Source organism: Rufibacter ruber, from assembly GCF_001647275.1.
GTDB classification, from domain to species: Bacteria; Bacteroidota; Bacteroidia; order Cytophagales; family Hymenobacteraceae; genus Nibribacter; species Nibribacter ruber_C.
In genome coordinates, this window is sequence record NZ_LRMM01000022.1 from 58,194 (window position 1) to 78,116 (window position 19,923).

The window sequence follows — 19,923 nt, forward strand, 5'->3', positions numbered from 1 at the left end:
AGGGGAATTCTACATTAGAGGAAAATTTCCCCTCCTTGGAAAGGTAGGGGTGGGTTCAAAAGCACTGGCAAATCCTACTTGGGTTCCTTGATGGCAGATTACGCCGTTTATATCAAACAGGAAAGGCAGCCGTTGGCTGCCTTTCCTGTTTTTGGCCTGTTTTCGGCAAAACAAGCCAAAAACGCGTATCTTCCTTCGGCGCGTGCGCCTAACCAAACCAGACTATGAAGAATTTATCTGCCCTCCTTGAACTGAGGTTCAACCCAGAACTAAGCACCAACGCAGACGGCAAACACGTACGGGACGGCCTCTCCACGGTACTTCACACCGGCGATTATCTCTGGGTAAGCTGTGATGAGCGCACCACGCTGGAGCGCCTGAAGAAAACGGGTGAGCACACCTTTGCCGAACACGTGAGTTTTGACCTGACCCAGTACCTGGACCTGCCAGACGGGAACAACTCAGAGATTGATATTGAAGGGTTAGGTATGGCAGAAGGCTATCTTTGGCTCGTGGGCTCGCATAGCCTTAAGCGCAAGAAGCCCCGCAAGGAAGACCCTGTGGCCAAGCAGATCAAGCGGCTGGCCAAGGTCACCTCAGACCCCAACCGCTACCTGATTGCCCGCATCCCGCTGGTGCACCACCCTGAAACGGGCGAGTACAGCCTCTGCCGAGAGTGCCCTGACCCGCAGGACCCCTCCAAAACGTTGCGCGCCGCCCAGCTGCTTGGCTCAGACAAAAGCAACCAGTTGATGGATGCGATTGCCCATGATCTGCACTTAGCCCACTTTTTACCTATTCCGGGCAAAGACAACGGCTTTGACATTGAGGGGCTTGCCCTGCATGAGGACCGGATTTTCCTAGGGCTACGCGGTCCGGTATTGCGGGGCTGGGCCATGGTGCTGGAGATTAGGCTGCAAGAAACGGAAGACGGCACCGCGCTGCAATTGGCCCCCCTCACCCAAGACGGACTGCTCTACAAAAAGCATTTCCTGCACATGAACGGCATGGGGGTGCGGGAACTTCGCATCAACGGGAACGACCTCTACCTACTGGCCGGGCCTACTATGGATCTGGACGGGGTGATTTCTGTTTTCAGGTGGCGGAATGCCATGGCCCAGACACAGGGGGAAGAACAGCTGGTGCACCGCAAGGACCTGGAGCGCCTCTTTGACGTACCGTACGGCAGCGGTGTGACCAGCGGCCAAGACAAAGCCGAAGGGCTGGGGGTTTATGATGACCAACACATTATCATTGTCTATGACAGCCCATCGGCCATAAGAAAACCAGAAGATGATGTGGTGGTGGCAGACGTGTACAGGGTTGGGTAAGACAGGTGAAAGCTCCTCTTAGAGATACTTCTGTCTGCCATTTTTTTACCCCAGGTTGCAACTTACCAAAGCCCTTGAACTTACCCCCACCCCTCTCAGGAGGGAGCACTGCAGTGAGGGAAAATTCCCCTTCTTGGAGGGGCAGGAGTGGGTACTTCTTTACGCTGGGTAAGTTCACGTTGCAAATCGCAACCTGTAATTATTAATTGAATAGGCTACCGTAAGAAATTTAGGAATACAGTCTCAATATCTTTTCCCAGGCAGCGTTACCATAGAGATTTCCCTCTTCACGCTTACCTGTTTCGGGGCTGTTTTTGAAAAAACAGCCCCGAAACGCTTTTAACCCAATTTTCCGCGGCATGAACAAAAAAGCATTTCTCCTGCTTTGTCTCCTTCTGGCTGTGGCCGGAACCGGCTTTGCGCAGACCAAAGGCCTGGTGGTAGACAAGGCCACCAAGAAGCCGGTGCCCTATGCCAACATCTGGGTGGAGAATGAGAATCTGGGTACCACCGGCAATGAGAAAGGGGAATTTCTTTTCCCGTCTGTTCTCCCTAAGGATAAAACGCTGATCATCTCCTGTCTGGGCTATGAGCGCCGCCGGGTCAGCGTGGTGGGCAATTACCTGAGGGTGGAACTCACGCCCGCCGCCATTTCTTTGCAGGAGGTAACGGTCCGGAAAAACACCAGGCGGCAGAAGCGAATCCTGAACAGACTGGATGCCAACACTGAGTTTACCTTTGGCAGCAACGGCGTGCCCTGGATGGTGGCGCAGTATTTCCCGAATCAGCCTACCTATACCGCCACGCCTTTTCTGGATGAGATAGCCCTGGTAACCTCCAGCAACATCAAGAACGCCAGCTTTAAAATGCGCCTCCTGCAGGTCACCGAAGATGGAAAGCCGGGACAGGACCTGCTTCCGGTGCCGCTGCTGGCCGTGGCGCCCAAGGGCATTAAAACCGTGAAACTGGATCTGAGCCAGTACAACCTGCAGTTGCCGCCCAAAGGCGTCTTTGTAGCGTTTGAGTGGCTCATCATCCCCAGGAACAGGTACCAGAACACTGATCCGGAAACAGGCCTTCCGTTTGCTTCCAGCTCTGTCTCCTATGAGCCTAGCGTGCGCAGCTACAAACCGTCAGACAAGGCGCACAACGGCTGGATCTATGACAAAGGCCAGTGGCTGAGCACTAACGTGAGCGAGGCCGAGGCCATCTCCCTGGCTAAACCGCACTTCCAGCTCACGCTGAGCGATTAATTTCTGTTTTTGACCTCTTTTTCTGAAAACAAGCCAAAAACGCGTCCATGAGAAGGCTTCTCCCCCTCCTGCTGTGTCTGCTCCTGCTGGGGCATTGGGTAACTGCTCAAATTAAAGGAGCTGTTACGGATAAAACCACTGGAAAACCGGTCACCTACGCCAATATCTGGGTAGAGAATGAGAACCAGGGCGCCACCTCCACAGAGGAAGGCACCTTTTCCTTTGCTGACTCCTCTGCCGTTGGCAAAACCCTGGTAGTGTCAAGCCTTGGGTATGAGAGGGGCCGTTTTCCCATTTCCGCTTTGCGGATGAAGGTACAGTTGCAACCTTCAGCCATTGCCTTGCAAGAGGTGGTGGTAAAGAAGAGTAAGCGGCGCAATAAGCTGGTGGTAAATAGTTTCAAGAGAAGTAAAGTTTCCCACAGCTATGGCACTATTGGAGGCCCCTGGATTGTGGCAAACCACTTAGCCTACAACCCAATTTTTGAGGCGACTCCATTTCTTGAGGAAATTGCTTTTACCGTTTCAAGTGATATCAACAATGCCAAATATCAGATTAGAATCTTTAAGGTAGAAGGAAATGGTGAACCAGGGAAAGACCTTCTGACCACTCCTTTGATTGGCTATGCCCAAAAGGCAGGTATAAATCTGTACAATTAGATGTAAGCCAGTACAACTTGCTAGTTCCTGAATCTGGGCTTTTCATCGCCTTTGAATGGCTTCTCATTGATGAGAATAAGAATGAACACATAGTAGTTTCGCAAGGAACTCATAAAAAGACTACAGCTACTTCCTTTGAACCTTCCATCAATGCCAGGCGGTTAAACGGGAATGAAAATGTCACTTGGGTGTACCGCCAGGGTAAGTGGAGTAACAAATGGCTAAATAATAAATCAGTAAAAGGTACTATGTTCCAACTCACGTTGAGTGATTAAACTTGTTTTCGGTCTATTTTCGGCCTGTTTTCTTGCAATACTTCGGACAGTTTAGATGAGTAGAAAAAGTGCGTTTGTAGCGTTTGAGGGCATATACAGGTTTAGCATCCAATGGTTTTTCTCCCTTTTGGGAAATACCTAACAGCCATTTAATTACTTAAACCCCATTTATAGCCTCTAAAGCCTCTTTTTGCCTTTTAGAATTGTCCGAAGTATTGCCTGAAAACAGGCCGAAAACAGAAAAGGCCGCTCTTACTTAGAGCGGCCTTTTCTGTTTTGCGTGAATCTAACCTACAGTTTGCTTTCCAGCGGGCTGGCCACCGGTCTGCCTTTGGCTTTCTCCATGGCATCATATACCACCTGCATCACGTTGGTGCGGGTATTGAGTTTGCTCAGCACTGAGCTCTCGCGGGTGGGGTGCACGCGGTTAGACAGGAAGATGTACACAATCTGGTTCACCGGATCCACCCAGCTGTAGATACCGGTGAAACCCGTATGCCCGAAACTCTCTGCTGGGGCGCCTTTGGCGGCGTTCCCGTTCTCAGAACCAGGTTTTGACGGACGGTCAAACCCAAGGGCGCGGTAGTTGTTAGGGCAGAACTGGCATTTGCTGAACGTGCTCACGGTCTTGTCAGCAATGTAGCGTCTGCCGGCGTACTGGCCGTCTTGCAGGTACATTTGCATCACTTTGGCCAGATCATTGGCGTTGCCGAACAACCCGGCGTGGCCGCTCACTCCGCCCAGCATGGCCGCTCCCTCATCATGCACCGTGCCGTGCAGCAGTTGCTTTCTGAACAGGGTATCAATCTCAGTGGGCACAATGCGGCTCAGCGGGTACTGCTTGTAGGGGTTAAATGTTAACGTTGTGGCCCCAAGCGGCTTGTAGATATTCTCCTTCAAATAGGTTTCAAACTCCTGCCCGGTGATGTTCTCCACCACTTTAGGAGCCAGAATAAAAGACAGGTCACTGTACACATAGCCCGGCTTCTCGTTCAACGGTGACTCCTTGATCTGCTTGTAAATTTCCTCAGAGAAGTCTTTTCTGATGTACAGGTTCTGCGCCACCTTGGTAGGGAACTTCGCCGACGAGTCAGCGCTGAACACACTGCCTTTCAACTCGCCATTTTTCTTCACTTCCTCTTTCCAGAACGGAATCCAGGACTTGAGGCGGGCCTGGTGGGTCAGAATATCGCGGTAGCGCAGGTTCTCTTTGTTGGAGCCTTTCATCATGGGCAGGTATTCGCCTAGGGTACGGTCCACATCAAATCGGCCTTCGCCGCTCAACTTCATCAGGGCGGCCAACGAAGTGGTGATTTTGGTCACCGAGGCCAGGTCATACAAATCTGTGTTTTTCACCGGCACCTGGTTCTCATAGGTATGGTAGCCAAATGCCTTGCTGTAAATGATCTTGCCGTTCTTGGCCACCAGCACCTGCGCACCGGGGGTGGCTCTGGCCCTAATGGCCTGTTGCACCAACGTGTCTATCTGGGCAAAATCCTGGGAGGTAAGCCCCACCGCCTCTGGCTGGGTATAGGCAAAGCGCAGTCCGCCTTCGGTCGTGAGGCCGTCATTGATCCGGAAGAAGCTGGATACGTTCACCGGCAGCTTGCCTTTGGCCCCTACCCCTCCAAAAATAATCTGCGCCGCCACATCCTGTGTCAGTTCGTTTTCCTGATAGGTGGCCAACACGCCATGGGCTTTTTCAATGTCTTCAAACCGGTTCAGGCTGTACACGTTGCCAAAGACACTCACCAGGGTGGGTTTAGACCGGATCAGGTCTTTCATGAACAAGTTCATTTCGGCGGTAATCCCAAACGTACCGCTGCCAGACGCTTTCAACTGCAGTTTGTGCACGCCCACTATCACCACATTGTATTCTTTCAGCTGCTCTTTCAGGAGTTGTAGTTCGGCAATGGAGCTGGTAGGAGAAAGGAAGAAATTGTCTACCTTGGTGTATTTGGCCAGACTGCGCTGGAAATCAGTCTCCAGGTGTGTGCCCATGGCCAGAGCCGCCACTTTTAACGTATCCAGGGCCTTCAGCGGAAGGATGTTCCCCTTGTTGCGCAGCAGGGTTAAAGATGCTTCTGTTAACTGGCGGTTCAGGTACGTGGCGTACGGGTTGTTCAGGTCTTCAATCAGGCTTTTGGTCTCAATGGGTTTCCAGTTGTCCAGCCCCATCCATTGTTTGGCGGCCAACACTTTCCGGCAACGGGCATCTACCTCTTCCTGCGTGATTTCTTTGTTCTTAATGGCCTTTTTAACTTCTTCAATGGTGGTCTTCACGTCCATGGTATTCAAGAGCATGTCATTCCCCGCCAGCAGGGCCTTCACATCTACAATACCGGGAGCGTAGAATTTGGCTACTCCCTGCATGTTCAGGGCGTCTGTAAACACCAATCCTTTAAAGCCCATCTCCTTCTTGAGCAGGTCCATGACAATGGGCTTTGACAGCGTAGAAGCCAGGTCTTTGGTGTTGTCCAGTACGGGTATGTTCATGTGCGCCACCATTAAGCTGCCTAAGCCGTTTTTCATGAGCTCCCGGAACGGGTGTAGCTCTACTGAGTCAAGCCGAAGTTTGGAGAAATGGATCACCGGCAGGCCGTAATGTGAATCTACATTGGTGTCACCGTGCCCGGGAAAGTGCTTGGCATTGGCCAGCACCTTGTTGTCTTGCATGCCTTTCATGTAGGCGATAGACTTACTGGTTACATTGTATTTGTCTTCGCCGAAGGAGCGGAACCCAATAACAGGGTTATTGGCGTTGTTGTTCACGTCTACCACCGGGGCAAAGTTCACATGTATGCCCATGCGGCGGCAGTGGCGGGCAATCTCTGCGCCCATGTCATAGATCAGCTTCTCATCCTGAATGCCCCCCAGCGCCATCTGGTACGGGAACCGCACCGTGCTGTCCAGCCGCATGGCCAGCCCCCACTCGCCGTCAATTGAGATCATAAGGGGCACTTTGCTTTCGCGCTGGTAGCGGTTGGTCATGTTAGCCTGCCGCACCGGCCCTCCCTGAAAGAAGATCAACCCACCTACTTTGTAGGTAGTGATCAGCTTGCTGATGGAGTCTATGTGCGCCTGGTTCTTGTTGGAGTACACCGGTATCATGATGAGCTGGGCAATGCGCTCTTCCGGGGTGAGGGATTTGAAGACTGAGTCTACCCATTTCTGTTTGGCGTTCAGGAACGGGGGGTCTGTCTTGGGGTTAAAAGCGGCAACCGCCGTTTTCTTGGCCGCGGGTTTAGCTGCTTTCTTGGCTCTGGTCTGCCCCTGCAGGCTCAGTGCACCTACCAGGAATACGAGTAACAGGAGGAGGGAGGGTAAACGGTATTTTTTCAAAGTAATCAAGAGTTAGGAAGTATGTGAGAATGAGCTAAAGTCTTACTTTTTTTTGCAAAAAACAGGCCAAGGCAGGAACAGGCTACACCACCGCCCCCTGCAGCAGCCTTATGGTACCGGCAGTGGCGTCTATTTCAGCCTCGGCCCCCACCGGCACGGTAAATTTGTGGGTGATGTGCCCAATCATGGCCCCTGAGAAGGCAGGCACGTGTAACGGCTGTAAATGCTGCTCCAGCACCTCCTCTAACGTGAGGGAACCATAGCCGCCGTTGCCGGGGCCACAGTCAGAGCATTTGCCAAACACCACCCCTTTCACCTGGTCCAGCACCCCTGCCAGCTTTAACTGCGTGAGCATGCGGTCAACGCGGTACACGTTCTCGTTGGTATCTTCCAGAAAGAGGATCTTGTCTTTCCAGTCTGGCAAATAGGCAGACCCTATGATAGCGGTCAGGACCGTTAGGTTGCCCCCCACCAGCCTGCCTCTGGCGGTACCGGGGGTAAGGGTGGTGATGCGGTCTTTGGTAACGGTGAGGTTGTCTCCCCTTTCAACAGGGTTCTGAAAAGTAGTGGCCCCGCCTTCAAAGAGTACTTGTTTAAAAGAATCTACTGTGAATTGGTTCCATGTGGCCGCCCCCACCGGACCATGAAAAGTCACCAGCCCCGTCTTGGCATAAATAGCCACTAACAACGCCGTAATGTCTGAATACCCTATCAGCACCTTGGGATTCTTCTGGATCATCTTGTAATCCAGCAGGGGGAGCAATCGGGCGCAGCCCCAGCCCCCGTGAATGGCCAGAATGCCCTGTACGCTTTTATCGGCGAACATAGCGTTCACATCTTCGGCGCGCGCCTGGTCAGTGCCCGCGAGGTACCCGTGGCGGTCAAACACGTGGTTGCCCAGTTTCACATTCAACCCCAGCGCCTCCAGCGACTCTTTGGTCACCTGCACCGTTTCTTTACTGAAAGCAGCCCCGGCCGGACAGATTAAGCCCACGGTATCCCCGGCTTTCAATTTAGGGGGGAGAAGCGCTTTGTGCCCTTTTTCTGGCACAGGCACTGCAGAGAAGCCAAGCAACGGAAACCCGGCAGTGGCCAGGGACAAAGTGGCGAGCAGGCGGCGGCGTGAAAGGAGGGTCATGGTTTGATGTGTAAATGCCAGGGCGAATTTGGCTGTTAAAATAATAGGTTTGCCTGGGTCATGCGGTGATTTTTTATACTTTTTAGCAATAACCGCTTCTTTTCCTTATTAAAATTAAAAACTTGCTGATTTCTTCTATTTTTGACGGTGCTCCCAATGATCACTTAACCTTTACCTAGTCATTTCCATCCAGCTCACTCACTATGCAAACCTTGTTCCTGCGCCGTCTCTGGCGGCTACTCCCCTGCCTTGTTCTCCTGTTCCTGGTGGCCTGCAGCGCGGCCAAACAACCTCCAGTCGCTACAGCCCCCACTCCTCCTTCCCCACCGCCCTATGGCCCTGAGGTGATAAAGCAGCAGGTGCTGGAGTCTGAGATGGGTAAAAACCGGTTTGTAGGCTTTGCCTTGTATGACCCGGCATTGGGTAAAATGGTAGTGGAGCACAATGCCGATAAATATTTTGTGCCCGCTTCTAACACCAAGCTCTTCACCTTCTATGCCTGCCTTAAAATGCTGGGGGACTCCATTCCGGCACTCAAATACGTGGTGCGCGGTGATTCGCTTCTCTTCTGGGGCACCGGTGACCCCACCTTCACCCATATGGACCTTAAAAACAATGTTGCCTATGACTTCCTGAAAAACCGGAAAGAGAAGCTATATTACATTGAGGCCCCCATGACCAGTACTCCCTTTGCCAACAACTGGGGCTGGGACGATTACAACTACTACTACCAGCCGGAGCGCAGCCCTTTTCCTATTCACGGCAACGTGGTCAAGTTTACCCGGAAAGGGGGAGCCGCCGTTCCCTATTCTACCACCCCTTCACTGTTCAAGCCCCTGCTGAAGACAGATACCGCCCGCTACCCGCATGGAGATGCATTTGTACGGGCATGGCGCACCAATGAGTTTGTTTATTTTCCCAAACATGCACCGGCAGATTTCTCCGTGGAGGTTCCCTTCATTCCCTCGCCAGAGGTAACTGTCCGGCTTTTAACCGATACCCTCAAAAAAAAGGTGACATACCTTAAGAACAGACGCTTGCCAACTGGTGCACAAACCTTCTATGGCCTGCCGTCTGATTCTGTGTACAAGCGCATGCTGCAGGTGAGTGACAACCTTTTTGCCGAGCAGCTCATGGCCCTTTGCTCCGGTACCCTGTCTGACACCATCTCTATTGAAAGAGCGATACGCCATGTGGTGAAAACATATCTGGCTGATCTGCCAGACGCCCCGGTTTGGGTAGACGGCTCAGGGCTGTCCAGCATGAACATGTTTACCCCCCGCAGCATCATTGCGCTTTTACAGAAACTCCAGCAGGAACGCCCCACAGACCGCCTGCTGCCTTTAATGGCCACCGGAGGCAGGCCCGGTACTTTCAGGAACATCTACAAAGCAGAGCCGCCCTTTGTCTTTGGCAAGTCAGGAACGCTGGCGCACGTGCACAACCAAAGCGGCTACATTATTACCAAAAGCGGCAAAATGCTCCTGTACAGTTTCATGAACAACAACTTCAGGGTTTCCTCCGGAGACATCAGAAACGAAATGGTGCGTATCATGACCGAAGTGCACGAGAAATACTAGCCCTGGTCTTTTGAGCATTCCTGTTTTTGGGCTGTTTTCTGGAAAACAGCAAAAACAGGAACAGTACTAAAAAGCCTCGCCACCCGTACAGGTAAGCGAGGCTTTTTTTATGACGCGTATGTCACCTATTCTACCACTACCACCCGGTGCGTGGTGGTGCCCCGGGGAGAACTTATTGTTAAAAAGTAAAGTCCGCCAGCAAGCTGCTGGGTGGTCAAAGAGCCGTCACCACCTACCACAGGGGCAGGATAAGTTCTTCCCACGGCATCACTGAGAAACAACTGAGTACCGGCCACAGTTTTCCCTAAGAACATTTTCTGGCCACGGGCCACGGGGTTAGGGTAGGCAACTGGCTGGCTGTCTGTCTCCAGCTCATCACCGGCAGCCAGGGCGGCAGGCGGAAACTTGGCTCTGAGGAGGGCATTTACTTCAGGGTTAACACTTGGCTTATCATAGCCCAACGCCCAGATTCCCATGCCGGCCAAGCCTTTGGAATTGATTAAATCTAATTTTAAACCCAGACTTTCTACATCATCATAATAGGTCTGAAACCATTGATTGTTCTCCTGATAAATATAATAAGGCACTGAACCCTGTGAATTCCATTTCCTAACATATCCTTTTGTTGCTAATTCTTGTTTGGCAGTAGCATAGGTAACAGATTCTGACGCCACTTTGCTGTTCTGGGTTTTAGAGGCAGCCCCTACCACATCACTCTCAGTGGCCCACCTTCTGCCGTAAAAAGGCAACGCCAGCAATACCTTGGCAGCCGGGAGTTGGGTTAAATAATTATCTACAGACCTTGTCAAGTTTTGGGACGGTCCCCAGTAATCCCAACCGCTGGGCCCTAAAGGCGCAACAGGGCCCGCCGTAGGGGAACCTGCATACCAGTAGTCATAGCCCATGATCAGGAAATCATCTACCTGCGTCATGGCCGCCACATCAAAGGCATTGGTGCTGCTGAACGACGCTGGCAGGGCAATGGAAACCCTTGATCCCGGTATCTCCGCATGAAATCTGTCTGCCAAAGTATTCATGAAACTGGTGAGGGCATTCCGCTCTGCGGCAGCCACAAATTCAAAATCAATATTTACCCCGTCGCCACCACGGGACTTAACCAAAGAAATAAGGGTGCTGATGAGGGTTTCCCTGCTGGTGGCTTTGTTGAGGAGAGCGGCATTATTGGCTTCGCCGAAGTTGGTCACCGTTAGCACTACCTTCACGCCGGCAGAATGGGCGGCCTGGATTAAGCCTGTTGTGTTCCAGCTTCTTATGGTGCTGTACTCCCCCGTACTAGGATTCACCTCATAAGAAAACCAGGCAATGGTATGCAAATTACTGAAATCATAGGTATTCCACATCTCCCCTTGCCAGTAAGGGTGCCAGCCAAATACTTTTTTGCTCAGGGGGTCGCCTGTTCGGCGCTGGTTTTGCGTTTTCTTTGCTTTGCGCAACACCTCAGGGTCACGGCCAAGAGCCTGGTCATACTCAGCATCTGTGGCAAAGTTGAGGTGCCGATACCGGTTAAGCTCCTCTTCATGCGTAGACTGGGCTTGAGCAGAAAAGGCCAGACTACAAAGGCTTGTGTAAAGAAACAGAAAGTAGATTTTTTTCATGGGCAGAAGAATAAAAAGGGGGAAACAAAAAACACTGCGGCAGACCAGGATTGTTTACCTGGCTCTGCCGCAGTGTTAAAGTAATTAAAAAAAATTAATAAACCTATTGATAGAGGGCCGCTGTTCTCAAATCCAGCAAAGTTGCCTGCGGCGGTACCCGTTTAGCCCGCAGAAACCGTTTACGCTCAGGCTCATCAAAGTTAGGGGCGGCCGGGTCCATGCTACTGATGCGCACACGCCCGGCAGAGTGAATGAATTCGTTGTTGCCTATCCACATGCCCACGTGCACCACCCGCTCCGGCTTCCCGTCTTTGGCCGGGGTGCCAAAAAAGAGTAAATCGCCGGGCTTCATGTTCTGGAAGCCGTCTTTGGTATCTACCGGTTCCCCCACGTGCACCTGCTGGCTTGCATCACGGGGCAGCACCAGTCCATTCATAAAATACACCGTCTTGGTGAACCCGCTGCAGTCTACGCCTTTAAAGGAAGTACCACCCCACAGATAGGGCAGACCCAGCAGCTTTTTAGACGTCTCCACCAGGTTTTGCTCGGTGGGTTGGCGGGTAGCGGCCCATTGGGCATATTTTTCGGCCTCCCCCCATGCCACAAACGCAGTGCGGCCGTCTGGGAACTCTACTTCGTAAAAGCCTTTGCCCTGTTTCTTCAGCACCATCACATCACCATACACCAGGTCAGACACCGTGGCTCCCTTCTGGTCTGGCTGCGCATAGGCAAAGCCGTAGGGGTTGGTGTACAGAAGCTTTTCGCCCTGCTGCCACTGGGCAAAGGTGGGGGCGTCCATGGTTTTGATCCCGCTGCCGTCAACCCAGGCAAGGTAGTGGTCTGGGGTTTGCACCAGGTACCAGCCCCGCTGGTACTTCCAGACTTTCAAGGGGGTTCCCAGGGTGGCCTGCGTGGCCAGCTCTGCCGGGTGCCCCGGCTCAGACCGTAGGTTGGCCACAGACAACGTCACCACCGCCTGGGTCTTGCCCTCCAACGCCGCCTCTGGCAGCACCTGAATACTGTCCTGGTAAGAGATTCCCGCCGCCTTGAGCCTATCCAGCAGAGCCGTTTTGGCCGCGGGCATGTTGGTTTCCCCTACCAGTGCCGAGCCATTGGCACTCACCTTAAACAGCGCCACCCGCTTATCTGGGGCAAACTGCTGCCTAACGGCTTCAAGGTGCGGGGTAAAGGCCGAGGGCGCCGTAGCCGACACCCTTTGCACGGCTGCCACTTCAGGGGCTGGCTTGCTGCTGGAGCAGGCGGCCAGAAACCCCGCGAACAAAAGGAGGGGGAGAGAATTCTTTATCATGTCTGTCAAGTCTGAAGCCGAAATATAGGCTTTTTGAGCTACAACCTGAACAGGAAAAACGGGCAACTCGTTCAGGTTTGCCAGATTAAGCGATGATACCTGTCAACCAGGCCCTGTTTTCGGCCTGTTTTTCAGAAAACAGGGCAAAAACAGGAAGAAGGATCTGTATCTTTGGCCAGTTTCTTGCGTCTCAACTTTATGCCTACCCCTACCCCCGGTGCCCCTGTCACTATCATAGACTACGTACCTGCCCATGCCCCCGCCTTCAAAGCCCTCAACCAGGCCTGGATTGAGCGGTACTTTGAAATGGAGGAGCTAGACCACGAATCTTTAGGCGACCCAGACGGCTACATCATTGCCAGGGGCGGACACATTTTCATGGCCGATTACCAGGGTGAGTTGGTAGGCACCTGTGCTTTGCTCAAAGTTGACCACACCACCTACGAGCTCGCCAAAATGGCGGTCACTGACAAGGTTCAGGGCCTTAAAATTGGCCGTAGGCTGGGGGAAGCCGCCATTCGGACAGCCTGCGGCCTGGGTGCCAGAACCCTATTCCTGCTCTCAAACCGCAAGCTGGAGACGGCCTTGCACCTGTACCGCAACCTGGGTTTTCAGGAGGTGCCTGATGAGCTCAGAGAATACAAGCGCGCTGATATCAAAATGGTACTGGCCCTTTAACCACTATTCCCTCCCCCTTAGAGCTTGTTTAAATTTTGATTTTGCAAGCGGAAACGGGGAGCGAAAGGTTTTGGCGTAGCGTTTTTTGAGCAGCATACGCCTCGCTATGGTGCGGGAAAAAGGCGAAGCCAGGCTCTTTTGATACCCGTTTGCAGCGCAAAAGACAAATTTAAGCATGCTCTTACACCGGCTTATGAAACCAATTTTACTTCTACTCTCGCTGGCCCTTACTTTTGGGGCAGCCGCCCAGACAGTGACCGTGCTAGACAAAGGCAGCCTGCAGCCTCTGGCGGGGGTGCGGGTCACTCCCACACAAGGCGGGGCCGTCTTAATGACCAATGGCAAGGGCCAGTTCAACCTTGATCTGTTCCGGGCAACAGACAGTCTGCGGCTGGAGCGGTCAGACTACCAGCCCCGCACGCATGCGGTACGTCAGCTTCAGGCCCAGGCATACCGCGTGCTGCTCACTGAGAAAAGCTATTCACTTGACGAAGTGGTCATCTCTGCCAGCAAGTTTGAGGAGAAACGCATAGACGTGGCCCAGCAGATAGAAGTGCTCAAAGCGCGGGAGCTGGAATTCCAGAGCAACCCCACCACCGCAGATGTGTTGCAGCAAAGCGGGCAGGTACTGGTGCAGAAAAGCCAGGCCGGCGGCGGAAGCCCTATTCTGCGGGGCTTTGAAGCGAACAAGGTGCTCATGGTCATTGACGGCGTGCGCCTGAACAATGCCATCTACCGCGGCGGCCACCTCCAGAATGTGCTCACCGTAGACAATGCCGCCCTGGAGAAGGTAGAAGTTATGTTCGGGCCGGGGTCAGTGGTGTACGGGTCAGATGCGCTGGGCGGGGTCATGCATTTCTACACCAAAAACCCAACACTGGCAGATAGCGCTGGCCCGCGGGTGAACGGCGGGGCTTTTCTAAGGTACGCCACCGCCAACCAGGAGAAAACGGCGCACGCAGACATTTCCATCGCGGCCGCCGATGGGGGAGTTTCACCAGTCTTACCTTTTCTGATTTTGATGATCTGAGGCAGGGTGCTAACCGTGATCCTTTTTACGGCACCTGGGGTCTGCGCCCATTCTACGCAGAGCGGCAAAACGGGCAGGATGTGAGGGTGCCCAATAATAACATCAACGTGCAGCAGCAGAGCGGGTACCGGCAGTATGATGTGCTGCAGAAGATTCTGTTCCAGGCATCGCCCACCACGTCCCATTTACTGAACGTACAGTTCTCCACGTCTTCAGACATACCCCGGTATGACCGTTTAACAGAAGTAGACGGGAAAGGGAATCTCAAGCAGGCAGAATGGTACTATGGCCCACAGGAACGCTGGCTCGCAGCGTACACCTTCGCTACCCAAGGCAAAGGCTGGCTAGAGAACCTGCGAGTTACAGCTGCATATCAAAGCGTAGAGGAAAGCAGGCATAACCGCGGCTTTGGCAAGAGTTTGCGTCAGAACCGTTTTGAGCACGTAGATATTTTCACCCTCAACGCAGACGCCAGCCGTCTTTTGGGGGAGCATGAGCTACGCTATGGACTGGAGGGAAGCAATCATGAGGTTTCCTCCAATGCCCACGGCATCCATATAGATACAGGAGAACAGCAACCGTTAGATACCCGCTACCCCAGCGGCGGGTCAGACATGCGCACCGCCGCCGCCTATTTTACCCACACCTGGGAAATCGGCCCCCGCTGGATTCTTTCTGACGGGATCAGGCTGAGCCGTGTAGCGCTGAACGCAGATTTCTCCCGTGACAAGGCCTTTTTCCCCTTCCCTTTCCAGGAAGTGCAACAGAAGAACACCGCCGTGAACGGAAACCTGGGGCTCGTCTTTCAGCCGGGGCGGGAATGGCGGCTGGCCGCGGTGGCCTCCTCCGGGTTCAGGGCACCCAACGTAGATGACCTGGGCAAGGTGTTCGAGTCAGTGCCCGGCCAGCTGATTGTGCCTAACCCAGACCTGAAGCCTGAGTTCACCTACAACGCAGAACTTTCTATTGGCAAAACCGTGGCCCAAAGCGTGCGCGTGGAGGGGGTGGGCTTTTACACCTGGTACCGTGACGCCATCACCACCCAGCCGTTTCTGTTTCAGGGCCAACCTACCATAGAATACAACGGACAAACCAGTGTAGTCACGGCCAATGTGAACGCCAACAGAGCCTACATTTACGGGTTCAGCGGCTCGCTGTCTGCAGATGTCACCCAGGCCTTCCGGATTACCTCCACCCTCACCTACACCTACGGCCGTCTGCAGGCGGAGCCCGGCGAGATGCCGCTGGACCACATTCCGCCGGTATTTGGCAAGACCAGTTTTTTCCTGACCCTGCCCAAGTTTAGGTCTGAGTTCTTTGTGCAGTACAACGGCTGGAAGCGGCTGAAAGACTACAACCCCGTGGGGGAAGACAATCTGCAGTACGCCACCCCAGAAGGCGTACCGGCCTGGTTCACGCTCAACCTGAGAACCGCTTACCAGCTGCACCCGCGCGTGCAGCTACAGGCCGCGCTGGAAAATATCCTGGATAGGTTTTACCGGGTGTATGCCTCTGGCGTCAGTGCCCCGGGCAGAAATCTGGTGCTCACCGTGAGAGGGAATTTCTAACCGTACTTAAAAAAATGCCGCCTGTTTTCGGCCTGTTTTTCAGAAAACAGCCGAAGTTCAACGCCACGGTAGCCACCGGCACACCATTGGGCATCTGCAGGATAGACAGGATGGAATCCCAGCCGTCAATGGAGTTGCTGGACTTAACAGGTACACCAATGACCGGTAAAGTGGTCAGGGCGGCCACCATGCCCGGCAGGTGGGCGGCGCCACCGGCTCCGGCAATAATTGCTTTCAAGCCTTTTTTACGGGCACTTTCAGCATACTCCACCATGCGGTGGGGCGTACGGTGGGCAGACACAATGGTCAACTCAAACGGGATCCCTAACTGCTCCAGGATATCGGCGGCGCCTGACATTACTTTCAGGTCAGACTGACTGCCCATAATGATGCCTACCTGCGGCGCACTTTTCTCTGCTTGGCTCATGCAATAATTTTTAGTATATTCTTTACGCGTTCTGCTTTCTGTTTTACTTCATCAATGGTGGGGGCCAGCACGGTTAAATGGCCCATTTTGCGGTGCGGGCGGGTAAACTTTTTCCCGTAGAGGTGAAGGTGCACGCCCGGCTCCTGCAGTGTTTCCCCCAGCCCTTCATACACGGCTTGGCCAGAATAGCCCGCTTCACCCAGAAGATTAAGCAAAACTGCGGGGCAGTGGGGTTCGGTGTCACCCAAAGGCAATCCTAAAATAGCCCGCAGGTGCTGTTCAAACTGGGAGGTGGCATTGGCTTTCATGGTATGGTGCCCGCTGTTATGGGGTCTTGGGGCCACCTCATTCACCAGAATCTGCCCGTCCTGGGTCACAAACATCTCTACCGCCAGCAGACCAACTATGTCAAGAGACGTAGTCACGTGCGTGGCAATCTCAATGGCCAGGCGTTGCAGTTTATAGGCAATCTGGGCGGGAGCCAGCAGAAAGTCTACCAGATTATGCTCTGGGTGCATGACCTGCTCCACCACCGGAAAGGCCTTCACTTCGCCCTTGGTATTCCTGGCGCAGATCACAGAGATCTCCCTTTCAAAGGGCACCAGTTTCTCCAGTACTGTGGGGCCCTGGAAAGCTTTAGGCATGTCGCTGGCAGAAGAAAGCCGCACTACGCCATTGCCATCATACCCGCCGCGGCGGAGTTTCTGAAAAGCCGGCAGGAAATCTAAGTTCGCCTCCAGTGCTGCGGTGTCTTTCAGCAGCCTGTACTCTGCGGTGGGAATGAAGTTCTGCTGAAAGAATTCTTTCTGCAGGCCCTTGTCCTGAATGGTTTTCAGCGAGGCAGGCGTAGGATACACCTGTACGCCTTCCTTCTCCAGTTGGAACAGCGCCTCCACGTTCACGTGCTCAATCTCAATGGTCAGCACCTCACAGCCCTTCCCGAAGGCATACACCGTGTCATAGTCTTTGAAGTCACCGTGCACAAACTCCTCACAGAGGTAACGGCAGGGGGCATTCTCATCAGGGTCTAGCACCCGCACGTGTAGATTGAAGTCTAACCCCGCCTGAATAAGCATACGTCCCAGCTGACCGCCCCCCAGAATCCCCAATCTTAAATTTTTCATATCCGATCAAAATAATACACTCTTGCTATATATCGACAAGAAAATGTTTATCGCGTAAAAATACGGATTTAGCAATAATTAAAACCCATTTGGCTTATTTCCCGTAAATGCGCCTTGTTAACCTGCTACTTTTGAAGCAAATCTCCAAAAGCTATTTTCTTATATGTCACATACATATCGACTCTTACTCTTAGAAGATGACAAAGCGTTTGCCGGGTCTTTGTGCGAAGCGTTAAATAAGCAAAACAATTATCTCAAACCAATTGAGATACGCTCTTTTTCTTATGAGGAGTATGAGCGGCAGTTTGACGAAGCCAGAAATTCAAGCCGTGAAATCATTGTGTTTGGCGGGCGTGAAGCCCTGAATTTTGAACCAGATGTGGCGTTGGTGAAACTGCTTCTAGCCCAGCAGGACAGAACACACCTTTATGTGATGACCCCTTCTTTAGAAGGGAGAAACGTGTTGCACCTCTGGCACCCAGGCGTCTCTGGCATTATAGAGCGCAATGATTCTGCCAAGTCATGGCTGGTGTTGGCTTTGCAGCGGTTACAGAACCGTCAGCAGCCCCGCAACAACCCTAAACAGGTGCCGGCAAGATCTTCTGCCCCGGGTTTCTTTGGGCAATTGCGCACAGCCTTGTTCAGCTTCTTTATGTAAGCAACAGAAATAGATTTAAAAGAGAAAGGGAAGGCCGTGTGCCTTCCCTTTCTCTTTTAGGCCCCGGCCCAATTGTTATTCCTGCAGAATTCTCTATTTTAGACGCGATGGAAATTCTATTGGCAACCTTTTCGGCCCTTTTCTCGGTGGTAAACCCGTTTGGGGCCATGCCCGTGTTCTTAACGCTTACCCAGGATGACAATACCGCCCGCCGCAACCAGCAGGCATTGCGGGCCTGTATGTACATGATCCTGATCCTGACGGTCTTTTTCATTGCCGGGCAGGCGGTGCTGGATTTCTTCGGGCTGCGCATTCACGACCTCCGTATTGCGGGCGGCATCATGATCATGCGGGCAGGGTTTGACCTGCTTAACCCCAAGGCCGAGGAAGGCAAGAAAATCTCCAAAGACGTGGTGGCCGAAGGGGTGGAGAAGGAAGACATTTCCTTCACACCGCTGGCCATGCCGCTGCTGTCCGGCCCCGGTTCTATTGCGGTGGTGATCAGCCTTTTCACCAAGTCTCTTACCATCGTAGACATGGGGCTTACCGTGCTGGCCATTGTGCTGTTAGGCTTCATCACCTACGTGATCCTGTTCTTCTCGCCGCGCCTCATGATGTTCATGGGCAAAGCCGGGTTAGCCGCACTGTCTAGGATCATGGGCTTTATTGTGCTGTCCCTGGGGGTGAGCTTTATCGTGACGGCTCTGTTGGCCCTGTTCAGGTAGCAGCCAAACCTACCTATTTCTGTTTTAGCGCTGTTTTTCAGAAAACAGCCCTAAAACGCAACACCTCCCCCTCCTTTTCCGGTAAGATTTACCAGACTCCAACCTCATTCCTTATCTTTGCGCTATGCAATTGAAGAACGATCTATTCTTGCGTGCCGCCTTAGGGCAGCCCACTGAAAGAACGCCCGTGTGGCTCATGCGCCAGGCCGGCCGAATCTTACCTGAGTACCGTGCCGTGCGCGAACGCCTCTCAGGTTTCAAGGAGTTGGTAGAAACCCCTGAACTGGCCGCCGAGGTCACCATTCAGCCGGTAGACCTGCTGGACGTAGATGCCGCCATTATCTTTTCTGATATTCTGGTGGTGCCAGAGGCCATGGGCTGCACCTATGAAATGATTGAGAAGCGGGGTCCATTGTTCCCCAACACCATCAAAACAGCCGCAGACGTGGAGAATGTGCGCGTGGCAGACCCGCATGAGCACCTGAACTACGTGCTGGAGGCCATCAAAGTCACCAAGCGGGAACTGAACGGCCGCGTGCCCCTCATTGGGTTTGCCGGTGCCCCCTGGACCATCTTTGCTTATATGGTGGAAGGAAGCGGCTCCAAAACCTTCTCAAAGGCCAGGAAAATGCTGTACACTGACCCGGAGCTGTCTCACAGGCTGCTGCAGAAAATCACCGACACCACCATTGCCTACCTCAAAGCGCAAGTGGCGGCGGGCGCCGATTTGATCCAGATCTTTGATTCCTGGGCGGGCATCCTGCCCCCGGCGCATTACCAGGAGTTCTCTTACCGGTACATTGACCAGATCTGCAAAGCCCTGACAGAGGTTCCGGTAACCGTCTTCGCCAAAGGCGCTTTCTTTGCCATGGCAGATTTTGCCCAACTGGACTGCCAGGTCATTGGCCTTGACTGGAACATGAACATTCAGGAAGCGCGCCAGGCCATTGGCGAAAACAAAACCCTGCAAGGCAACCTGGACCCGTGCGCCCTTTACAATTCTTTTGAAGGTGTGAAGCAGGAGACCAGAAAAATGCTGGATGCCTTTGGGCCGCACCGCCACATTGCCAACCTGGGCCATGGGGTTTACCCAGACACAGATCCGGAGAAAGTGAAGTGTTTTATCCAGACAGTGAAAGAATACAGCCAGCGGTAATATACCTCACCAACCAAAAGCCGTTTTTGGCCTGTTTTCTGAAAAACAGGCCAA

The 19,923-nt window shown here is 53.1% G+C and carries 16 protein-coding genes; 10 read left to right on the forward strand and 6 right to left on the reverse strand.

The features are described 5' to 3' along the window. The first annotated feature begins 224 nt into the window (after positions 1–224). From A8O25_RS10580 to A8O25_RS10590, 3 genes are all read left to right on the forward strand, one after another. On the forward strand, positions 225–1,331 hold the full coding sequence (locus A8O25_RS10580) for a DUF3616 domain-containing protein (RefSeq protein ID WP_066834532.1): 1,107 nt from the start codon (positions 225–227) through the stop codon (positions 1,329–1,331). A 359-nt stretch (positions 1,332–1,690) separates the two neighbouring features. Then, positions 1,691–2,584: a carboxypeptidase-like regulatory domain-containing protein gene (locus tag A8O25_RS10585; RefSeq protein WP_066834538.1), complete on the forward strand. Its 894-nt coding sequence runs from the start codon at positions 1,691–1,693 to the stop codon at positions 2,582–2,584. A 47-nt stretch (positions 2,585–2,631) separates the two neighbouring features. Then, on the forward strand, positions 2,632–3,243 hold the full coding sequence (locus A8O25_RS10590) for a carboxypeptidase-like regulatory domain-containing protein (protein WP_066834540.1): 612 nt from the start codon (positions 2,632–2,634) through the stop codon (positions 3,241–3,243). Positions 3,244–3,809: 566 nt separating this feature from the next. Here the strand turns inward: A8O25_RS10590 and A8O25_RS10600 are convergent. Together A8O25_RS10600 and A8O25_RS10605 are read right to left on the reverse strand one after the other, a co-directional pair. Beyond that, the gene (locus A8O25_RS10600; protein WP_066834583.1) at positions 3,810–6,860 is read right to left on the reverse strand and encodes a serine hydrolase domain-containing protein; all 3,051 of its coding nucleotides are present in this window, start codon (positions 6,858–6,860) and stop codon (positions 3,810–3,812) included. An 82-nt stretch (positions 6,861–6,942) separates the two neighbouring features. After that, positions 6,943–7,998 (reverse strand): S66 peptidase family protein, encoded by a 1,056-nt coding sequence (locus tag A8O25_RS10605; RefSeq protein WP_066834549.1) that lies wholly within the window; start codon positions 7,996–7,998, stop codon positions 6,943–6,945. A 203-nt stretch (positions 7,999–8,201) separates the two neighbouring features. On the opposite strand from A8O25_RS10605, the gene A8O25_RS10610 reads away from it, so the two are divergent. Next, positions 8,202–9,578: a D-alanyl-D-alanine carboxypeptidase gene (locus A8O25_RS10610; RefSeq protein ID WP_066834555.1), complete on the forward strand. Its 1,377-nt coding sequence runs from the start codon at positions 8,202–8,204 to the stop codon at positions 9,576–9,578. A 125-nt stretch (positions 9,579–9,703) separates the two neighbouring features. Here the strand turns inward: A8O25_RS10610 and A8O25_RS10615 are convergent, their stop codons facing one another. Together A8O25_RS10615 and A8O25_RS10620 are read right to left on the reverse strand one after the other, a co-directional pair. Further along, positions 9,704–11,194: a glycosyl hydrolase family 18 protein gene (locus A8O25_RS10615; RefSeq protein ID WP_066834557.1), complete on the reverse strand. Its 1,491-nt coding sequence runs from the start codon at positions 11,192–11,194 to the stop codon at positions 9,704–9,706. 103 nt (positions 11,195–11,297) lie between these two features. Then, on the reverse strand, positions 11,298–12,503 hold the full coding sequence (locus tag A8O25_RS10620) for a C40 family peptidase (RefSeq protein ID WP_066834559.1): 1,206 nt from the start codon (positions 12,501–12,503) through the stop codon (positions 11,298–11,300). A gap of 198 nt (positions 12,504–12,701) precedes the next feature. Between A8O25_RS10620 and A8O25_RS10625 the strand changes: the two genes are divergently transcribed. From A8O25_RS10625 to A8O25_RS10635, 3 genes are all read left to right on the forward strand, one after another. Continuing rightward, positions 12,702–13,181: a GNAT family N-acetyltransferase gene (locus A8O25_RS10625; RefSeq protein WP_066834584.1), complete on the forward strand. Its 480-nt coding sequence runs from the start codon at positions 12,702–12,704 to the stop codon at positions 13,179–13,181. A gap of 193 nt (positions 13,182–13,374) precedes the next feature. Beyond that, positions 13,375–14,211, forward strand: coding sequence for a TonB-dependent receptor (locus A8O25_RS10630; RefSeq protein ID WP_066834561.1), 837 nt, complete (start codon positions 13,375–13,377; stop codon positions 14,209–14,211). A gap of 86 nt (positions 14,212–14,297) precedes the next feature. Continuing rightward, the gene (locus A8O25_RS10635; protein ID WP_161947736.1) at positions 14,298–15,779 is read left to right on the forward strand and encodes a TonB-dependent receptor plug domain-containing protein; all 1,482 of its coding nucleotides are present in this window, start codon (positions 14,298–14,300) and stop codon (positions 15,777–15,779) included. Here the strand turns inward: A8O25_RS10635 and purE are convergent. Next, on the reverse strand, positions 15,757–16,206 hold the full coding sequence (purE, locus tag A8O25_RS10640) for a 5-(carboxyamino)imidazole ribonucleotide mutase (protein WP_082893574.1): 450 nt from the start codon (positions 16,204–16,206) through the stop codon (positions 15,757–15,759). The genes A8O25_RS10635 and purE overlap by 23 nt on opposite strands. Beyond that, the gene (locus A8O25_RS10645) at positions 16,203–17,330 is read right to left on the reverse strand and encodes a 5-(carboxyamino)imidazole ribonucleotide synthase (protein ID WP_066834566.1); all 1,128 of its coding nucleotides are present in this window, start codon (positions 17,328–17,330) and stop codon (positions 16,203–16,205) included. The genes purE and A8O25_RS10645 overlap by 4 nt, the downstream gene beginning before the upstream one ends. Before the next feature lie 163 nt (positions 17,331–17,493). Here A8O25_RS10645 and A8O25_RS10650 point away from each other — a divergent pair, with 163 nt between their 5' ends. The 3 genes from A8O25_RS10650 to hemE all read left to right on the forward strand — a co-directional run bounded on the left by A8O25_RS10650 (position 17,494) and on the right by hemE (position 19,869). After that, positions 17,494–17,988, forward strand: coding sequence for a hypothetical protein (locus tag A8O25_RS10650; protein ID WP_153042702.1), 495 nt, complete (start codon positions 17,494–17,496; stop codon positions 17,986–17,988). Positions 17,989–18,095: 107 nt separating this feature from the next. Beyond that, entirely contained in the window at positions 18,096–18,713 is a 618-nt protein-coding gene (locus tag A8O25_RS10655; protein ID WP_066834569.1) for a MarC family protein, read from the forward strand. A 124-nt stretch (positions 18,714–18,837) separates the two neighbouring features. Continuing rightward, complete coding sequence (gene hemE, locus A8O25_RS10660) at positions 18,838–19,869, forward strand: uroporphyrinogen decarboxylase (RefSeq protein WP_066834571.1); 1,032 nt, start codon at positions 18,838–18,840, stop codon at positions 19,867–19,869. Positions 19,870–19,923 lie beyond the last annotated feature (54 nt).

Bases quoted from the DNA above. Each gene is read 5' to 3' on its own strand.
- A8O25_RS10580 (WP_066834532.1), top strand. From the start codon at position 225: ATGAAGAATTTATCTGCCCTCCTTGAACTGAGGTTCAACCCAGAACTA.
- A8O25_RS10585 (WP_066834538.1), top strand. From the start codon at position 1,691: ATGAACAAAAAAGCATTTCTCCTGCTTTGTCTCCTTCTGGCTGTGGCC.
- A8O25_RS10590 (WP_066834540.1), top strand. From the start codon at position 2,632: ATGAGAAGGCTTCTCCCCCTCCTGCTGTGTCTGCTCCTGCTGGGGCAT.
- A8O25_RS10605 (WP_066834549.1), bottom strand. From the start codon at position 7,998: ATGACCCTCCTTTCACGCCGCCGCCTGCTCGCCACTTTGTCCCTGGCC.
- A8O25_RS10610 (WP_066834555.1), top strand. From the start codon at position 8,202: ATGCAAACCTTGTTCCTGCGCCGTCTCTGGCGGCTACTCCCCTGCCTT.
- A8O25_RS10615 (WP_066834557.1), bottom strand. From the start codon at position 11,194: ATGAAAAAAATCTACTTTCTGTTTCTTTACACAAGCCTTTGTAGTCTG.
- A8O25_RS10620 (WP_066834559.1), bottom strand. From the start codon at position 12,503: ATGATAAAGAATTCTCTCCCCCTCCTTTTGTTCGCGGGGTTTCTGGCC.
- A8O25_RS10625 (WP_066834584.1), top strand. From the start codon at position 12,702: ATGCCTACCCCTACCCCCGGTGCCCCTGTCACTATCATAGACTACGTA.
- A8O25_RS10630 (WP_066834561.1), top strand. From the start codon at position 13,375: ATGAAACCAATTTTACTTCTACTCTCGCTGGCCCTTACTTTTGGGGCA.
- purE (WP_082893574.1), bottom strand. From the start codon at position 16,206: ATGAGCCAAGCAGAGAAAAGTGCGCCGCAGGTAGGCATCATTATGGGC.
- A8O25_RS10645 (WP_066834566.1), bottom strand. From the start codon at position 17,330: ATGAAAAATTTAAGATTGGGGATTCTGGGGGGCGGTCAGCTGGGACGT.
- A8O25_RS10650 (WP_153042702.1), top strand. From the start codon at position 17,494: ATGTCACATACATATCGACTCTTACTCTTAGAAGATGACAAAGCGTTT.
- A8O25_RS10655 (WP_066834569.1), top strand. From the start codon at position 18,096: ATGGAAATTCTATTGGCAACCTTTTCGGCCCTTTTCTCGGTGGTAAAC.
- hemE (WP_066834571.1), top strand. From the start codon at position 18,838: ATGCAATTGAAGAACGATCTATTCTTGCGTGCCGCCTTAGGGCAGCCC.